Genomic DNA, 14,271 nt, shown 5'->3' with positions numbered 1-14,271 from the left:
GCCGGCCGATCACGGTCACAGCTGCGCGACGACGGCGGTCGCGTCCTCGCGCAGCTGTGGCCCGGTCCGTTCGGCGTAGTCGGCCCGCACCCGGTCCACCAGGTCCGCGGGCAGTTCTGCCAGCACCGTCTCCGCGCTCTCCCAGGTCATCAGCGGGGTGCTGCGGCTGTAGGAGAAGCCGTGCCCCAGCAGCAGCAGCCGGGCGCTGTGCTCGGGGCTACCGAGTCCGCGCCTCGCGGCGAAGAGGCCGAGTGCGAACAGCACCGTCCCGGTCACCGGGTAGTCCAGGTACCCGGCCTCCCCACGCAGCAGCGGGAGTGCCTTGTCCCGCAGCACCCGGTAGAGGTCCAAGCCGTCGTCGCTGTGCAGGGCGTGGGCCACCACGGCGACGGACTCGCCGAACAGTGACCATGGCTCGTAGCCGACGAGCCCGTCCAGTCCCGGGAACCGCACCCCCCGCATCCCCTGCAAGGCACGTCGATACAGCGCCAGCGCCGTCGGCACGTCACCCCGGGCCAGGGCGATGTCCGCCTGGCCGGTGCCGAGCACGGCTGAGATCCCGAACACCAGTCGAGTGGTGCCGGCCAGTTCCAGGGTCGCGTTCATCAGCTCCTCGGCCCGATCGACGTGGCCGCGCTGCAGGGCGCACATGGCGAGGTGGGCGTGCACCGCGATCTCGTCGTCGACCGCGCCGAGCTCGCGCAAGGGGCCGACGGCGGCCCGGGCGTGTTCCTCGGCCTCGTCGACCCGGCCGATCTGCAGGTACATGGACGCGAGCTGGGTGCGCAGCGCGGTGGCCCACGCGATGCCGTCCTCCGGTCGACACAGCCGCAGGGCACGTTCCGACACCTCGATCGCGGCGGCGACCTGGCCGTTGTTCTCGAGGCCGTGACCTGCCCACATGAGAGCCAGCCCGGCCAGATGCCGATCCGGTCCGTCGCCGAGCCGCAGCAATTCCTGCAGCCCCTCACCCTGTTCGTCGGACATCGCTGACATCAGGGCGATCCGGGACTGCGCGGCGATCCGGGGATCGGCCGAGTCCGACCCGATCTCCGCCAGCGCCGCGCGTGCGGCATCGCGTCCCGAGCCGCCGAAGAACAGCAGGTGCACCACCATGGCCGCGTAGGTCTCACGGGCGTGATCGAGAAGCTCGGGCGGCACCACGTAGCCGGCCATCGCCTCGTGGACCGCGCCGACGAGTGCGATCACCCGGGTATGGTCGCCGCGGATCTGCCAGTAGCCGCACAGCACGGACATCAGCACCAGTACCGACGGCGGATCCGGCTCGGTCACCGCCTGCCGCAGCACCTCGGCCAGGTTGCCCTCCTCCGCGCCGATCGCGGCGACGGCCTCCACCTGCCGTGTGCTGAACAGCGAGCGGTGTGCGTGCTCGGCCAGGTCCACCGCCCAGTCGCGCTGTGCCCGGGTGGCGCTCCGGTGCTCGCCGGCTCCCGTGAGTTGCATCCGGCCGAACTCACGAACGGTCTCCAGCATCCGGTACCGCACCGAGTGCTCGAAGTCCTGGACCGTGAGCAGCGACTGGTCCACGAGTCCGCTCACGGCGTCGACGGCGTCCGGTCCGAGCACGAACTCGGCCGCGGCGAGCGTGAAACCGTCCTGGAACACCGAGAGCCGGCGCAGCGCGCGCCGCTGCTCCTCGGTGAGCAGGTTCCAGGACCAGTCGATGACCGCGAGCAGGGTCTGGTGCCGGTCCGGGGCGCTCCGGTCGCCGCCGCGGAGCAGTTCGAACCGGTTCGTCAAGCGAGCGCTGACGTCGGCGACCGACATCACCCGCACCTTCGCGGCGGCCAGTTCGATCGCCAGCGGCAGGCCGTCCAACCGCTCCACGATCTCCCGGACCACCTCGCCGTCGAGGGTGACCCTCGGCCGCGCCGCCACCGCGCGGCGTCGGAACAGGTCCTCGGCATCCGGGATCGCGAGCTGGTCCAGCGCGTACACCCGTTCGGCGGCGATGTTCAGGGGCGCGCGGCTGGTCGTCACCACCCGCAGTTCACGAGCGTTCACCACGAGGAACGCGACCAGGTCCGCGACCGCGTCGACCACGTGCTCGCAGTTGTCCAGGATGAGCAACGTCGGTGCCGCGTCGAGCTGCTGGGCGATCCGGGCCCGGACGTCCGAACGCTGGCCCGGGGTCAGGGTGCGTCGCCCGCTCACCGAGTCCCGAACGCCGAGGGCCGAGCCGACCTCGCCGATCACGTCCTCGGGTGCGCCCACCCCCACCAGTTCCACGAAGTGCACGGCGGGTTGGGTCGCCTCCCGGCCGAGGACGTGTGCGATCCGGGTCTTGCCCAGTCCACCGGCACCCACGATCGACGTGACCCTGGACTCGCCGATCAGGGTGCGCAGGCGCCGCAGGTCGTCGTCGCGGCCGAGCAGGTCGGTCGCCTCGAAACGCAGCCCCTCCCGGACCGGACGGTCGGCCGCGAGAAGCTCGGAGTGCAGTCGCTGCAGCGCCGGGCCCGGCTCCGTGCCGAGGGAGTCGATGAGGCGGCCGCGGTAGCGGGCGAAACGCTCCAGTGCCGCCCCGTGGCCGAGCGTGGCTGCCTCGGATCGGAGCAGGGCCTCGAGGACCTCCTCGTCGTGAGGATGGGTGGCCGCGGCCTCCGTCAGCAGTTCCACGGCGTCGGCGTGCGCGCCGGTTCGGCTCAACCCGACCCCGAGCAGCTCCCGTGCCTGCGCGGCGAGCCTGCCGGCAGCAGCTCGCAGGGCGGGCATCGGCACGGCGGCGCCGCGACGTGGGCTGTCCGGCTCGGATCCGACACCCCCTGGGGCAGCGCCGAGCTGGGTGGCTTCGCGTGCGCAGGCCACGGCTCGCGTCAGATCGCCGTTGGTGAGTGCGCTGCGCGACTGTGCCACCAGGTCGGCGAGGTGGAGTACGTCCACGTCGATGCGGGGCAGGTCGAGGCGGTAGCCCCCCGCCGTACGGGCGATCGCCTCGGGCACCGTCGCAACCCTCGCGCGGGCCACCACCACCTGCAGTGCCTTCGCGGGGTTCGTGGGCGGGGCCTCACCCCAGAGGCCGGCCACCAGCGCCGAGTCACTGCTCTGTGCGCCCGGCGCCGCGGCGAGCAGTGCCAGCAGTTCGGCAGAGCGCCCGGTCACGGCGGTGCCGCACCAGGTGACGTCTCCGATCAGGGCGAGCCGCGTCGGCACGGTCAGCGGCTGGGGTCCGGGGACGTGTCCCGGCCGGACCTCTCGCCGGTGGACTCGGCGCCGGTGGACTCGGGCGGGCCCGGGTGAACCGTGCCGGTGTCCTCGCCCGGCGAGTCACGGGCGTCATCCGCTGCGGCTTCTCTCGGTGCGCGTTTCGCGGTACTGCGGGCGTAGCCGAACGCCGCCACCAGGAACGTCGCCGCGAAGATGGCTGGGGTGGACAGGAGCGGCGCCGACGATTCCCCGATGGACGCCATCATGGCGACGACGGACACCAGTGCGACCGCCAGCCACACGACCGAGGGGATACGACCGAGGCCGGCGGAGCGCCCACGCTGTCGAGACGAACTCATGCATCGATGCTAGTCCTCGCCCTCGGATGGCCGAGGCAGCCCGGTCACGCGATGAGCACGAAACGAGAGGCCCGAGCGTTCGGGTCGCGACCAGCGTGGCGGAATCGTGCACCGACCATCGTGACCCCGTGCCGCCGGCGCTGCGCGGTGACGATCGGGGCTACGGCACGGCCAGGGAACGGGTGTGCGTGCTGCGCATGTTCCGGGGACTGGTGCCGTACCGGCTGACGAAGGCCTGACGCAGACTCTCGGCGGAGCCGAAGCCGCATCGCCGCGCGACCTGGGACATCGAGAGCTCGGTCGTGGACACCAGGCGGGCGGCCAGTTCGAGGCGGATCCGGCGTACGGCGCTCGCCGGTGGGAGACTGAGTCGGTCCTGGAACACCCGGGTCAGTTGTCGGGTGCTGACTCCGACGAGATCGGCGAGTGCGGACGTGCGCAGGTCCCCGTCCGGATGCGCCGTGGCGTGGTCGAGGACGCGCTTGACGAGGGCATGGTCGGTGCGCGGCGCCGCGGTGAAGATACTCATCTGAGCCTGGTTCGCCGGGCGCTGGAGGTAGGTGACCATGCCCATCGCGACCCAGCGGGCGAACTCTGCACCGTGGTCCTCCTCGATGAACGCCAGGGTCAGGTCCAATGATGCGGTCACCCCTCCGGAGGTGGCGACCTTGCCGTCCCTGACGTAGATCGGCCCGGGGTCAAGACGGACCCTGGGGAAGCGTTCGGCGATGTCCGCCGCGTAGAACCAGTGCGTGGTGGCGCGCCGACCGTCCAGCAGACCCGCCGCTGCGAGCACGGAGGTGCCGGTGCAGACCGAGGCGATCCGGCGCGCCCGCGCTGCCAGGCGCCGCACATGTTGGGTCAGGTCCGGGTTGCGACTGGCCTCCACGTGGCCGCGGCCACCGGAGACGATCACCGTGTCGGCCCCCGATACCTCCGCCAGGGCTCGCTGCGCTCCGAGCCGCAGGCCCGAGTCACAGATGATGTCGCGCCCGTCGATGGTTGCGAGCTCGATGCGGTAGCTCGGGCTGGCGCCGAGGCGGTTGGCCAGTGCCAGTGCGGACGTGACGCTCGAGATGTCGACGAGTTCGGCACCTTCGAATCCCACGACGACGACGCTCATGGTGGCCATGACCGCAAGCGTAGACAGATGTTCGCGAGACCGGCAGATGTCTCGTGGGACACGTATCCAAGAATTACGGCCACACCCCGCCAGATGACGATCCAGGTTGGCATCGTCGTGTCGGCCGGCCAGCCCGAGCCCGGGCGGCGCGGTGATCACGACGAGGGAGCGACCATGACCACCACACGCAGGATCGAGACCGAACACCGGACCCGCTCCGGGGGTGCCATCACCGCCTGGGTCGTGCTCGGAGTCGTCAGCGGACTGGGCATGACCTACGGGCTGGCGGCGATGCACGGCGAGTCGATCATCAACGGGACCACCACGCTCACGCCCGCCACCGCCGTCGGGGTTGCAGCCCTGTGCTACCTGGCCGCCGCGGCCACGCGGACCCGATGGGTCGCCTGGCTCGGCGTGCCGGTGTTCAGCGGCCTCGCCTTCGCAGGGCTGCTCGGGGTCCTGCCCTGGTGGACCCTGTTCGTACTCGCCGCGGTCGTCCTGCTCGGGGTCGGGGTGCTCCTGGGGGCCGGCCAGGTCACCGCGGTCCAGGCCGCCGCCCTGCTCGGATACTTCGGGATGGCGATCGTCGCGCTCCAGCTGAGCGTGCAGCTCGGACTGGCGATCGCGGGCGTGACGCTGGCCGCCCACGCGTTCTGGGACGTCAAGCACTACCGCAGTGACGAGGTGGTCTTTGGCTCGCTGGCGATCTTCTGCATCGGCCTCGACCTCACGGTCGGTGCCATCTGCGTGGCGCTGGCGATCGCCGGTTGACGCGCAGGGGGTGGCGTCCCGACGGGGGCCTCGGCGAGGATGGGACGCATGGACGAGAAGCAGAACGATGGTGAGAAGACCTGGTACGAGGAGTTCAGCGTGTCGGGTTCGGAGTTGCTCGACAAGGTCAAGGACCTGGTCCACGAGGGCAATGTGCGGCGGCTCTACATCAAGAACAGCGACGGCCGGACCCTCCTCGAGATCCCCCTCACCGCGGGCGTCGCGATCACGGCCGTGACCGCCGTGTTCGCTCCCGTGCTCGTGGCGGTCGGGGCGGTCGCCGCCCTGTTGACGAAGGTCACCCTGGGGGTTGAGCGGGAGGGGGAGGCCGCCCCGGACCCGGCGGACCCTGCTCCGGCCGGCCCGGACGCTCCGGGGCTCCCCGGGGTGGACCCCGCGCCGGACGAGGACGCGCGGTAGCACCCGCACTGGGGCCGCCTATTCGTCGACGAGGCCGCCGAACTCCCGACCGCGCCACCGGGCGAGCTCCGCGCCCTGGTCCTCGACCACGCGGCGCATGGTTGGGCCGGCCGACGGCCAGGATGTGAAGCGGATGCTGACGGTCCCGCCCTTGGCGAGCGGGCGCCAGGTGCCGAGGATCTCACCCCCGGCGGCGACCGCACCGGGTCTGCCGATGGCGCGGAACAGGTCCTTGCGCTCGGCCTCGTTCGGCACCAGCAGGTCCCGGTCCTTCGCCTGCAGCAACGGGTCGAAGGCACCGAGCAGGCGCACGCCGGTTCCGTCGTCATCGCCTCCCGACCTCTCGGCCTCGACGAGGGCGGCCACGTCCGACTCCAGCAGCCACGTCGGACGACCCGCCACGTCCACGGCGACGGCGTCCGTGGGCCAGGACGCGACCACGTCCCGGACCGGGGCATCCAGGTAGCCGGCCACTTCCTTCTGCGTGGCCGGGCCGAGCAGGTGCAGGTAGGCACGGATGACCTGCAGGTGCTCGGGTGCATCGCCTGGACCTCGAGGGGCGCGGGCCGGGCCGTGGCTCCGGCGGCGCCAGCCCGGGATCCGGCGCAGCACCGGGGGCGAGGTACCCGGTTCCAGCTCCAGCCCGGCGTACAGCGCGCTGAGCCGGAACGGCTGCTCGTACAGGTGCGTGGCCTTGCAGACCCGGCAGTAACGTAGGTACGGCTCGTCGACGCTGGCCGTCAGTTGCGCGGACATCTCACCCTTGACGGTCGGCTCGGTGACTATCTCGCGCATATGCCCGGCGACCACGTCGAGCGCGTCGAGGACGTCGATCCCCGCCCGGCGCAACGGCTTGGACGCGTCGAACACCCGCTTCGCGGCGTCCGCCTCGGAGAACGGTGAGACCGCCTGCATCACCCCGGGCAGGTCGGCCCGCCGGTAGGCGTGCGGGGCTCCGCGCAATGTCCACGCGAGCGCCAACTCGGTCTCCGCCGTCGCCGGGTCGACGCCGCGCAACCACAACGCCCAGGCGGACCCCATCGGGCCGGTGTCCTGCACGCCCAGGTCGAGCGCGGGCGCCTCCGCGACGCTGACGGGCCCGGCCTGGGCCAGACCTTGACGGCGCCAGCGGTACCGCAGTGCGCCGGCGCGCGAGACGGTGACCGCGGGCCGCTGCGCATCCATCCACCCAGGCTAGACCTGGGCACCGACCCTCGACTCAGGCGGACTCGCGCACCACGAGCTCCGTCGGCATGGTCACGGGCTCGAGGATGGGACCGCCCTCGAGTTGCGCGAGCAGCATGGCGACCGCTTGGGTGGCCATCTCGTCGACCGGGTTCACCACGGTGGTCAGCGGTGGTTGGGTGCGGGTCGCCAGTTCGAGGTTGTCCATGCCGACCACGGCGATGTCCGTGGGGATCGCGCGCCCACTCGCGCGGATCGCGTCCATGGCCCCGCTGGCCATCAGGTCCGAGGCGACGAACACGGCGTCGAGGTCGGGGTGGCGGGCGAGCAGACGGGTCATCGCGTCGCCCCCACCCGCCACGGTGAAGTCGCCGCGTTCGACGGCGTCGGCCGGCAGGCCGTGCTCGGTGAGCACGTTGTGCCAGCCCTGGAGCCGGTCCGCGCCCGCGCTCATGTCCGCGGGACCTGCCACGGTGCCGATCCTCTTCCGGCCGGAATCGACCAGGTAGCCGGTGGCGAGCGCAGCGGCCGCGACGTTGTCCACGTCCACGAACGTCAGGCCGGGGTGCTCGGCGAACGGGCGGCCCAGGAACACCGTGGGCAGGCTGACCTCGGCCACGGACCGCCACAGGTTGTCGTTCGCGTGGTGCGAGACGATGATCGCGCCGTCGGTGTGCCGGCCGCGGATGTACCGGTCCAGGCGGCCATCGCCGTCGCCGGGGCTGCCGATCAGCAGGACCATCTGCAGCTCGGTCAGCGCCAGCGCCTTCGTCACGCCGCGCAGGGTCCCCGCGAAGAACGGGTCGTTGAAGACCCGTTCGTCGGATTCCGGCACCACGACGGCGATCGTGTCCGTCCGTCGGGTGACCAGCGATCGGGCGGCCAGGTTCGGGCTGTAGCCGAGCTCGCGGATCGCCGCCAGTACCGCTTCGCGGGTGGCGTCCTGGACCCGCTCGTCCCCGTTGACGACCCGCGAGGCCGTGGCCCGCGAGACACCGGCCGCGCGCGCGACATCCTCGAGCGTCGGAACGCCGGTTCGTCGTGACATCGTGCTGGCCCGCCCTTCGCCGTGAGTGCTGGTGCTCAAACTATCCGTCCCGGGCGCCCGCACGGGTCAGCCCTTGACCGCGCCGGCCATGATGCCGCTGACGAGCTGCCGTCCCGCGACCACGAACAGGATCAGCAGGGGGAACGTGGTGACCAGCACCCCGGCCATCACGAGGGAGTAGTCGGTGAAGTAGTTCGCCTGCAACAGCTGGACCGCCATCGGCAGGGTCGGATTGTTCGAGGTGAGGATGATGAACGGCCAGAAGAACGCGACCCAGTGCTGCACGAACGTGAACAGAGCGAGCATCGCGGCGGCGGGCCTGGCGGCGGGCAGGGCCACGTGCCAGAACGTCCGGATCATCGACGCGCCGTCCACCCGGGCGGCCTCGATGAGCTCGTAGGGGAGTGCCTGGTCCAGGTACTGGGTCATCCAGAACACTCCGAACGCCGAGACCATCGCCGGCACGATGACGCCGATCAGGTTGTTCGCCCAGCCGAGCTCGGTGAACAGGATGAACATCGGCACGATGCCGAGCTGGGTGGGCACGGCCATGGTCGCGATCACGAACACCAGGAGCGGCCCGCGGCCCCGGTAGCGCAGTTTCGCGAACGAGAAGCCGGCCAAGGTCGAGAACGCTACGACCGAGACCGCGGCGCTGACCGAGATGATCATCGAGTTCACGAACGCTTTGCCGAACGGGACGCGGCCCCCGAGCACCTCGGCGATGTTCGCGAACAGGTTCCCCTCGGGCGCCAGGCCCGGGATCGGGTTGCGCGCGATCGATACGGCGTCCGAGGATGCGAGCTGGAGCGTGTAGTAGAGCGGGTACACCGCGATCAGCAGGACCACGGCGAGGATCGCGTATGTGACCCAGCCCGGCCGGCGGTTCGCGCCACCGGTCGCGCGCCCGCGTCGCCGGGCCGCCCAGCGCGCGGCTCCCGGCCCGGCGCTCTGCGCGATGACGGGGATCGAGGACATCAGGTCTCCTTCGAGGAGGTGGTGGGCCCCGTGGCGCCCGCGGTGGGAGTGCGGCCGGCGTCGCCGGAGCCGCGCGCGAGCAGCCGGGCGGCGCCCCGCGGGGAGTCGCTGGTGGCGATCCGGCGCGAGACGAGGAAGTTGACCAGGGCCACCACGATGATGAGCAGGAACAGCAGCCACGCGATCGCGGCGGCACGGCCGAAGTTCTTCTGGTTGCCCCAGCCGACGTCGTACATGTACATGGCCACGGTCATCCAGTTCCGGGACGGGCCGCCGAGACCCTGGTCGTCGAACAGGCGCGGCTCGTCGAAGATCTGCAGCCCGCCGATGGTGGCCGTGATGATGACGAAGATGATCGTCGGCCGCAGCTGCGGCACCGTGACCGAGAAGAACTGGCGCAGCCGGCCCGCGCCATCGATGATCGCAGCCTCGTACAGCTCCTGGGGAACGGCCTGCATGGCGGCCAGGAAGATCAGGGTGTTGTAGCCGGTCCAGCGGAAGTTCACCATCGTGGCGATCGCGATGTGGCTGGTCAGCCGGTCCGAGTGCCACCCGAGCGGCTCCATACCGATCTGGGTGAGCAGGGCGTTCACGAGGCCGGAGTCGTCGGCGAACAGCCGGCCGAAGATGAGCCCGACGGCGACGGGCGCGACGATGAACGGCAGCAGCACCCCCATCCGCCAGAAGGTCTTCGCGCGCAGGTTCGCGTTCAGCACCGCGGCCAGGGCGAGTGCGGCGATCACCTGCGGGACCGAGGACAGCGCGAAGATGCTGAACGTGTTGCCGATGGCCTTGAGGAAGGTCGGCTGGGCGAACACGTCCCGGTAGTTGGTCAGCCCGACGAACTCGCCCTGACCGCCGAGCAGGTTCCACTCGTGCACCGAGACGAACGCGGTGTACAGCAGCGGGAAGGCCCCCACCACCGCGAACAGGATGAAGAACGGGGAGATGTACAGGTACGGCGAGACCTTGACGTCCCAGCGGCCCATCCGCTGCCGGAACCCCATCCGGCGGGCCGCGGCCTCAGGGGGCGGGGGCCCCGGCGGCGGGGGGGGGGTGTTGCCGCTCCTGCGGCCCCCCCGGGGGGGGGGGGGGGGGGGGGGGGGGCCCCCCCCCCGACCGGTGGGCGATGGGCTAGAGGCCGAGGTCGGCGACCGCCTGCTCGGCGGCGGCCCAGGAGTCCTCGGCGTTCTGCTCACCGGTCACATCCACGCGAAGGATGGCGTCCTGCACGGTCTGGTGGATGGCGAAGTAGTTCGGGCCCTTGTAGGGCAGGAACCCGAGCTCGTCGACGGCGAGGGAGCGGCTGGCGAAGATCTCACCGACCGGGGCGTCATTGAAGAACTCGTTCGTGGCCCCGGTCAGGTCCGGGTTCTCATAGGCGTCCACCTGGCTCGGGAACGTCCCGGCGTTGCCGAAGGCCTGGACCTGGATCTCGGGCGACGTGAGCCACTCGGCGAGGGCCTGGGCCTCCTCGACGTGCTCACCGCCGGCCGGCACGGTCAGGTAGGAGCCACCCCAGTTGCCGCCGCCACCGGGGAAGACGTCGGCGATGTCCCAGCCCTCGACCTCGGCCGCGTTGCCCGCGATCGGGCCCTGCATCCACGCGGGGCAGAGCATGGTCGCGAACGCGTTGTTCTGGAACCCGGCGGTCCAGTCCTCCTGCCACTGCTCGAAGCCCGCGGACAGACCGTCGTCGGTGGATGCGGTCAGCACGGCGTCGTAGGCCTCGCGCACCTCCGGGTTGGTCAGTCCGACGGGCGTGCCGTCGCCCTCCTCATAGGCGAACTCGACCTGGTTGATCATGCCCTGGTAGATCGAGACGGCCGAGTCGTACCAGGCCGAGTCGGAGGCGCCGACGAACTGGCGACCGACCTCGAAGTAGTCGTCCCAGGTGGCATCGGCGCCGCCGAGCAGCTCGGCGACCTCGGCCCGGTCGGTGGGCAGGCCGGCCGCGGCGAACAGGTCGGAGCGGTAGCAGATCGCCTGCGGCCCGACGTCGGTGCCGTAGCCGAGCAGTCGGCCGTCCTCGGTGGTGGCCGCGGCGACCTTGCTCTCCAGCCAACGACCCTCGACGGCCGGGTCGGAGAGATCGGTGAAGTAGTCGGGGTACTGCAACAGCTCGGCCAGCCAGTCGACCTCGATGGCTTCGATGTCGCTCAGGCCCTCGCCGCCGGAGGCGAGGTTCGTGGTCAGGTTGGCCCGGGCGTCCTCGGCACGGGCGGCCAGCACGTGCTCGACCACGATGTTCGGGTGCTCTTCGCTGTACTGGGCGAGGAGCTCCTCGGTGTAGCCGAAATCGTTGAACGTGGCGACCATGAGGGTGATCTGCTCACCGTCGCCGGAGCCGCCGTCTGTGGTCGAACCGGTCTCGCCACTGCCGGCGTCGCCGCCGCCGCAGGCGGCTGTCAGGGCCAGGCCACACAGGCCGGCCGTTGCTACCAGTGCTCGTGTCCTACGTCGCACGATGACTCCTTCGTCGTGGTGCGGCTGGTGCCGCAACCTGGTTGGGGTGCCGGGTCGGTTCCGGCGGTCGAGGGTTTGTGGAGGTGTTCCGGGCAGCTTTGTCCGGAACGGGTAAGAGCGCTCTCACGATCGGGCGACCGTGCCCTGAGAGCGCTCTCAGGGATTGCACTGATAGTGGAACACGTGCGGCCGCCGCGTCAAGTCCCGTGACCGAACCGCAATCAAGAGGGTCGGCCCGGACGTGCGATCGGGGCTGTGCCCCGAGTGCCTCAGCGCTCGGTCAGCCACTCCTGCGCGGCCCGGCGCTCGGCGTCGAGCACGTTCTGTACCGCCTCCACGACGGCCCGCTCCACCGGTGCGCCGAGGAACGGCACGTTGACCTTCGCGTCACCGTCGTAGCGGACCCGGGAACTGGCCTCGCCGGTGGGTTCGAGCTCGGTGGTGCCGGTGGCTCCGGCCGGCGCGCCGGACACGTCCAGCGTGAAGGTCCCGCTACGCCGCCCGTCGGCCTCGGCCCCTTGCCAGACCTCGACGAACCGGACGTCGATCGAGGCGCCGACGAAGGAGCGCAGCGCCGTCGGGATCTTGTCGGTCGGCATCGCGCGCCGGGTCAGCACGGTGAAGCCGCCGTCATCGCCCGGCGTGACCTCGATGGCGGTCGACGTCGCACCGGTCGCCTCGACCTTGCGTCGCACGAACTCGGGATCGGCGAACATCTGAGCTACGCGCGTGGTGTCCGCGTGGTAGTCGATGGCGGCATCGAAGCGCATGGCTCTCCTCGCTGGGCGGTCGGGCCGGCCGGCCCATCTGTGAGCGTAGCGAGGCGCCGCTCGCGGCACACCCCGGTCACCCCTGCCGCACCGATCGGCCCCCGCTCGCCGTGGCTCGCCGTCGGTCCCGCGGTGCGTAGGCTACGAGCGTGTCCACGATGGGTGACCTGATCGAGAACCACAGCGACCTGAGCAGCCAGGACGCCGAGTGGCTGCATCTGCTGGTGGGGGACTGGCAGGTGATCTCCGACCTGTCCTTCGCCGACCTGGTGCTCTGGCTACCCACCACCGACGGTGACCTGGTGGCGGTCGCACACGCGCGTCCCTCGACCGGGGCTACCGTCCACCACGACGACGTCGTCGGCCGGCGCGCCCCTGCCGGGCTCCGGACGGCGCTGCTGCAGGCCCTCGAGACCAAGGAGATCAACCGCGCGCGCGAGGCCCGCTGGAACGGGTCGTTCGCCATCCGCGAGGAGGCCATCCCGGTGGTGCGGGCCGGTCGCATCCTTGCGGTCGTCGCCCGTGAGACACACCTCGGTGCGAGCCGCACGCCGAGCCGGCTCGAGCTCAACTACGTGGAGTCCGCGGACGAGCTCTGCGGAATGATCGCGCGCGGTGAGTTCCCGCTGGCGAACGCGGCCACCGGCCCGCGGCGCGGCGCTCCCCGGGTGGGTGACGGCCTGGTCCGGCTGAACAGCGAGGGTGAGGTCCTGTACGCGAGCCCGAACGCGCTCAGCGCGTTCCACCGGCTCGGTGTCAGCGACGAGGTCGTCGGGCAGTCCCTGGCGGAGGTGATCACCCCCCTGCTCGAGGACCACTCGCCGGTCGACGAGTCGCTCCCGCTCGTGGTGATGGGCCGGGCGGCGTGGCGGACCGATGTCGAGGCACGCGGGGTCAGCCTGTCCCTGCGAGCCGTGCCGGTCACGGAGTACGGCCAGCGCGTCGGGGCGGTCCTGCTCGTGCGCGACGTGTCCGAACTGCGCCGCCGCGAGCGCGAACTCCTCACCAAGGACGCCACGATCCGCGAGATCCACCACCGCGTGAAGAACAACCTGCAGACGGTGGCCGCGCTGCTCCGGTTGCAGGCGCGTCGAACCGACTCGGACGAGGCGAAGTCCGCGCTGAACGAGGCGATGCGTCGGGTCGCGACCATCGCGACCGTGCACGAGGCGTTGTCGCAGACCATCGACGAGGTGGTCGACTTCGACGAGGTCTTCGGACGCACCCTGCGCCTGGTGGCCGACGTCGCCGCGGGCGAGGCGCACGTGAAGACGGTGCGCGAGGGGGCTTTCGGTCGCGTGCCGGCGACCGACGCGACCGCCCTGGCGGTCGTGCTCACCGAGCTGGTGACGAACGCCGTCGAGCACGGGCTGGCGACCACCGGCGGCACCGTGACGATCAACTCCCGACGGGATGGCCCGATGCTCCGCGTCAGCGTCATCGACGACGGCGTCGGCATGGGCGAGGACCCGCAGATGAAGGGCCTCGGTACCCAGATCGTGCGTACGCTCGTTGCCACCGAGCTCGACGGGACCATCTCCTGGCAGCCGGTCCCCAGCGGTGGCACCGAGGTCGTCCTCGAGGCCCGCGTCGGCGAGTTGCGCGACTACTGAGACACGCGAACGGCCGGACCGCCATGGGCGATCCGGCCGTTCGAGAACAGGCTTCGAGTCAGCCGGCGCGACGGGCGCGGGCGGTCCGGCGCTTCAGCGCACGGCGCTCGTCCTCGGACATTCCGCCCCAGACGCCGGCGTCCTGACCGGACTCGATCGCCCACTTCAGGCACGTGTCCACGACGGGGCAGCGACGGCACACCGCCTTCGCCTCCTCAATCTGGACGAGCGCGGGGCCGGTGTTCCCGATCGGGAAGAAGAGCTCGGGGTCTTCGGTCAGACAGGACGCGTTGTGACGCCAATCCATTGCGTTCTCCTAGCGTGGGCGCGTGCGAGTGCGTGGCCATTTTTCAGACCGAGTTGGGTGGGG

The 14,271-nt window shown here is 71.2% G+C and carries 13 protein-coding genes; 3 read left to right on the top strand and 10 right to left on the bottom strand.

Going from position 1 to position 14,271, the window contains the following annotated elements:
* Positions 1-15 precede the first annotated feature (15 nt).
* The 3 genes from KCQ71_RS15595 to KCQ71_RS15585 all read right to left on the bottom strand — a co-directional run bounded on the left by KCQ71_RS15595 (position 16) and on the right by KCQ71_RS15585 (position 4,659).
* A complete protein-coding gene (locus KCQ71_RS15595; RefSeq protein WP_223407509.1) occupies positions 16-3,174 on the bottom strand; it encodes an ATP-binding protein in 3,159 nt (1,052 codons plus the stop codon).
* A 2-nt stretch (positions 3,175-3,176) separates the two neighbouring features.
* Positions 3,177-3,527 (bottom strand): hypothetical protein, encoded by a 351-nt coding sequence (locus KCQ71_RS15590; RefSeq protein ID WP_223407507.1) that lies wholly within the window; start codon positions 3,525-3,527, stop codon positions 3,177-3,179.
* 160 nt (positions 3,528-3,687) lie between these two features.
* Complete coding sequence (locus KCQ71_RS15585; RefSeq protein ID WP_223407505.1) at positions 3,688-4,659, bottom strand: GlxA family transcriptional regulator; 972 nt, start codon at positions 4,657-4,659, stop codon at positions 3,688-3,690.
* A 165-nt stretch (positions 4,660-4,824) separates the two neighbouring features.
* On the opposite strand from KCQ71_RS15585, the gene KCQ71_RS15580 reads away from it, so the two are divergent.
* Positions 4,825-5,421, top strand: a complete 597-nt coding sequence (locus KCQ71_RS15580) for a hypothetical protein (RefSeq protein ID WP_223407503.1) — start codon at positions 4,825-4,827, stop codon at positions 5,419-5,421.
* Positions 5,422-5,469: 48 nt separating this feature from the next.
* A complete protein-coding gene (locus KCQ71_RS15575; protein ID WP_223407501.1) occupies positions 5,470-5,841 on the top strand; it encodes a DUF4342 domain-containing protein in 372 nt (123 codons plus the stop codon).
* Between the two features lie 18 nt (positions 5,842-5,859).
* Here KCQ71_RS15575 and KCQ71_RS15570 read toward each other — a convergent pair whose 3' ends face one another.
* The 6 genes from KCQ71_RS15570 to KCQ71_RS15545 all read right to left on the bottom strand — a co-directional run bounded on the left by KCQ71_RS15570 (position 5,860) and on the right by KCQ71_RS15545 (position 12,288).
* On the bottom strand, positions 5,860-7,026 hold the full coding sequence (locus KCQ71_RS15570; RefSeq protein ID WP_223407499.1) for a DNA glycosylase AlkZ-like family protein: 1,167 nt from the start codon (positions 7,024-7,026) through the stop codon (positions 5,860-5,862).
* Between the two features lie 34 nt (positions 7,027-7,060).
* Complete coding sequence (locus KCQ71_RS15565) at positions 7,061-8,074, bottom strand: LacI family DNA-binding transcriptional regulator (RefSeq protein WP_223407497.1); 1,014 nt, start codon at positions 8,072-8,074, stop codon at positions 7,061-7,063.
* 66 nt (positions 8,075-8,140) lie between these two features.
* Positions 8,141-9,052, bottom strand: coding sequence for a carbohydrate ABC transporter permease (locus tag KCQ71_RS15560; RefSeq protein ID WP_223407495.1), 912 nt, complete (start codon positions 9,050-9,052; stop codon positions 8,141-8,143).
* A complete protein-coding gene (locus tag KCQ71_RS15555) occupies positions 9,052-10,059 on the bottom strand; it encodes a carbohydrate ABC transporter permease (protein WP_223407493.1) in 1,008 nt (335 codons plus the stop codon). The genes KCQ71_RS15560 and KCQ71_RS15555 overlap by 1 nt, the downstream gene beginning before the upstream one ends.
* 127 nt (positions 10,060-10,186) lie before the next feature.
* Positions 10,187-11,518 carry an ABC transporter substrate-binding protein gene (locus KCQ71_RS15550; protein WP_223407491.1) on the bottom strand — a complete coding sequence of 444 codons (1,332 nt, stop codon included), beginning with the start codon at positions 11,516-11,518 and terminating at the stop codon, positions 10,187-10,189.
* Between the two features lie 269 nt (positions 11,519-11,787).
* Positions 11,788-12,288 carry a DUF2505 domain-containing protein gene (locus KCQ71_RS15545; protein ID WP_223407489.1) on the bottom strand — a complete coding sequence of 167 codons (501 nt, stop codon included), beginning with the start codon at positions 12,286-12,288 and terminating at the stop codon, positions 11,788-11,790.
* A 158-nt stretch (positions 12,289-12,446) separates the two neighbouring features.
* Here KCQ71_RS15545 and KCQ71_RS15540 point away from each other — a divergent pair, with 158 nt between their 5' ends.
* On the top strand, positions 12,447-13,901 hold the full coding sequence (locus KCQ71_RS15540) for a sensor histidine kinase (RefSeq protein ID WP_223407593.1): 1,455 nt from the start codon (positions 12,447-12,449) through the stop codon (positions 13,899-13,901).
* A gap of 58 nt (positions 13,902-13,959) precedes the next feature.
* Here the strand turns inward: KCQ71_RS15540 and KCQ71_RS15535 are convergent, their stop codons facing one another.
* Positions 13,960-14,208, bottom strand: a complete 249-nt coding sequence (locus KCQ71_RS15535) for a WhiB family transcriptional regulator (protein WP_154793131.1) — start codon at positions 14,206-14,208, stop codon at positions 13,960-13,962.
* Positions 14,209-14,271 lie beyond the last annotated feature (63 nt).

It is taken from the genome of Occultella gossypii, assembly GCF_019947135.1.
GTDB classification, from domain to species: Bacteria; Actinomycetota; Actinomycetes; order Actinomycetales; family Beutenbergiaceae; genus Occultella; species Occultella gossypii.
This window is presented reverse-complemented; position numbering and strand designations above follow the sequence as displayed.

What these genes read in the sequence shown, in the direction of transcription:
- KCQ71_RS15575 (WP_223407501.1), top strand. Translation starts at nt 5,470, where the DNA reads ATGGACGAGAAGCAGAACGATGGTGAGAAGACCTGGTACGAGGAGTTC.
- KCQ71_RS15540 (WP_223407593.1), top strand. Translation starts at nt 12,447, where the DNA reads ATGGGTGACCTGATCGAGAACCACAGCGACCTGAGCAGCCAGGACGCC.
- KCQ71_RS15590 (WP_223407507.1), bottom strand. Translation starts at nt 3,527, where the DNA reads ATGAGTTCGTCTCGACAGCGTGGGCGCTCCGCCGGCCTCGGTCGTATC.
- KCQ71_RS15570 (WP_223407499.1), bottom strand. Translation starts at nt 7,026, where the DNA reads ATGGATGCGCAGCGGCCCGCGGTCACCGTCTCGCGCGCCGGCGCACTG.
- KCQ71_RS15565 (WP_223407497.1), bottom strand. Translation starts at nt 8,074, where the DNA reads ATGTCACGACGAACCGGCGTTCCGACGCTCGAGGATGTCGCGCGCGCG.
- KCQ71_RS15535 (WP_154793131.1), bottom strand. Translation starts at nt 14,208, where the DNA reads ATGGATTGGCGTCACAACGCGTCCTGTCTGACCGAAGACCCCGAGCTC.
- KCQ71_RS15580 (WP_223407503.1), top strand. Translation starts at nt 4,825, where the DNA reads ATGACCACCACACGCAGGATCGAGACCGAACACCGGACCCGCTCCGGG.
- KCQ71_RS15560 (WP_223407495.1), bottom strand. Translation starts at nt 9,052, where the DNA reads ATGTCCTCGATCCCCGTCATCGCGCAGAGCGCCGGGCCGGGAGCCGCG.
- KCQ71_RS15545 (WP_223407489.1), bottom strand. Translation starts at nt 12,288, where the DNA reads ATGCGCTTCGATGCCGCCATCGACTACCACGCGGACACCACGCGCGTA.
- KCQ71_RS15555 (WP_223407493.1), bottom strand. Translation starts at nt 10,059, where the DNA reads ATGGGGTTCCGGCAGCGGATGGGCCGCTGGGACGTCAAGGTCTCGCCG.
- KCQ71_RS15585 (WP_223407505.1), bottom strand. Translation starts at nt 4,659, where the DNA reads ATGGCCACCATGAGCGTCGTCGTCGTGGGATTCGAAGGTGCCGAACTC.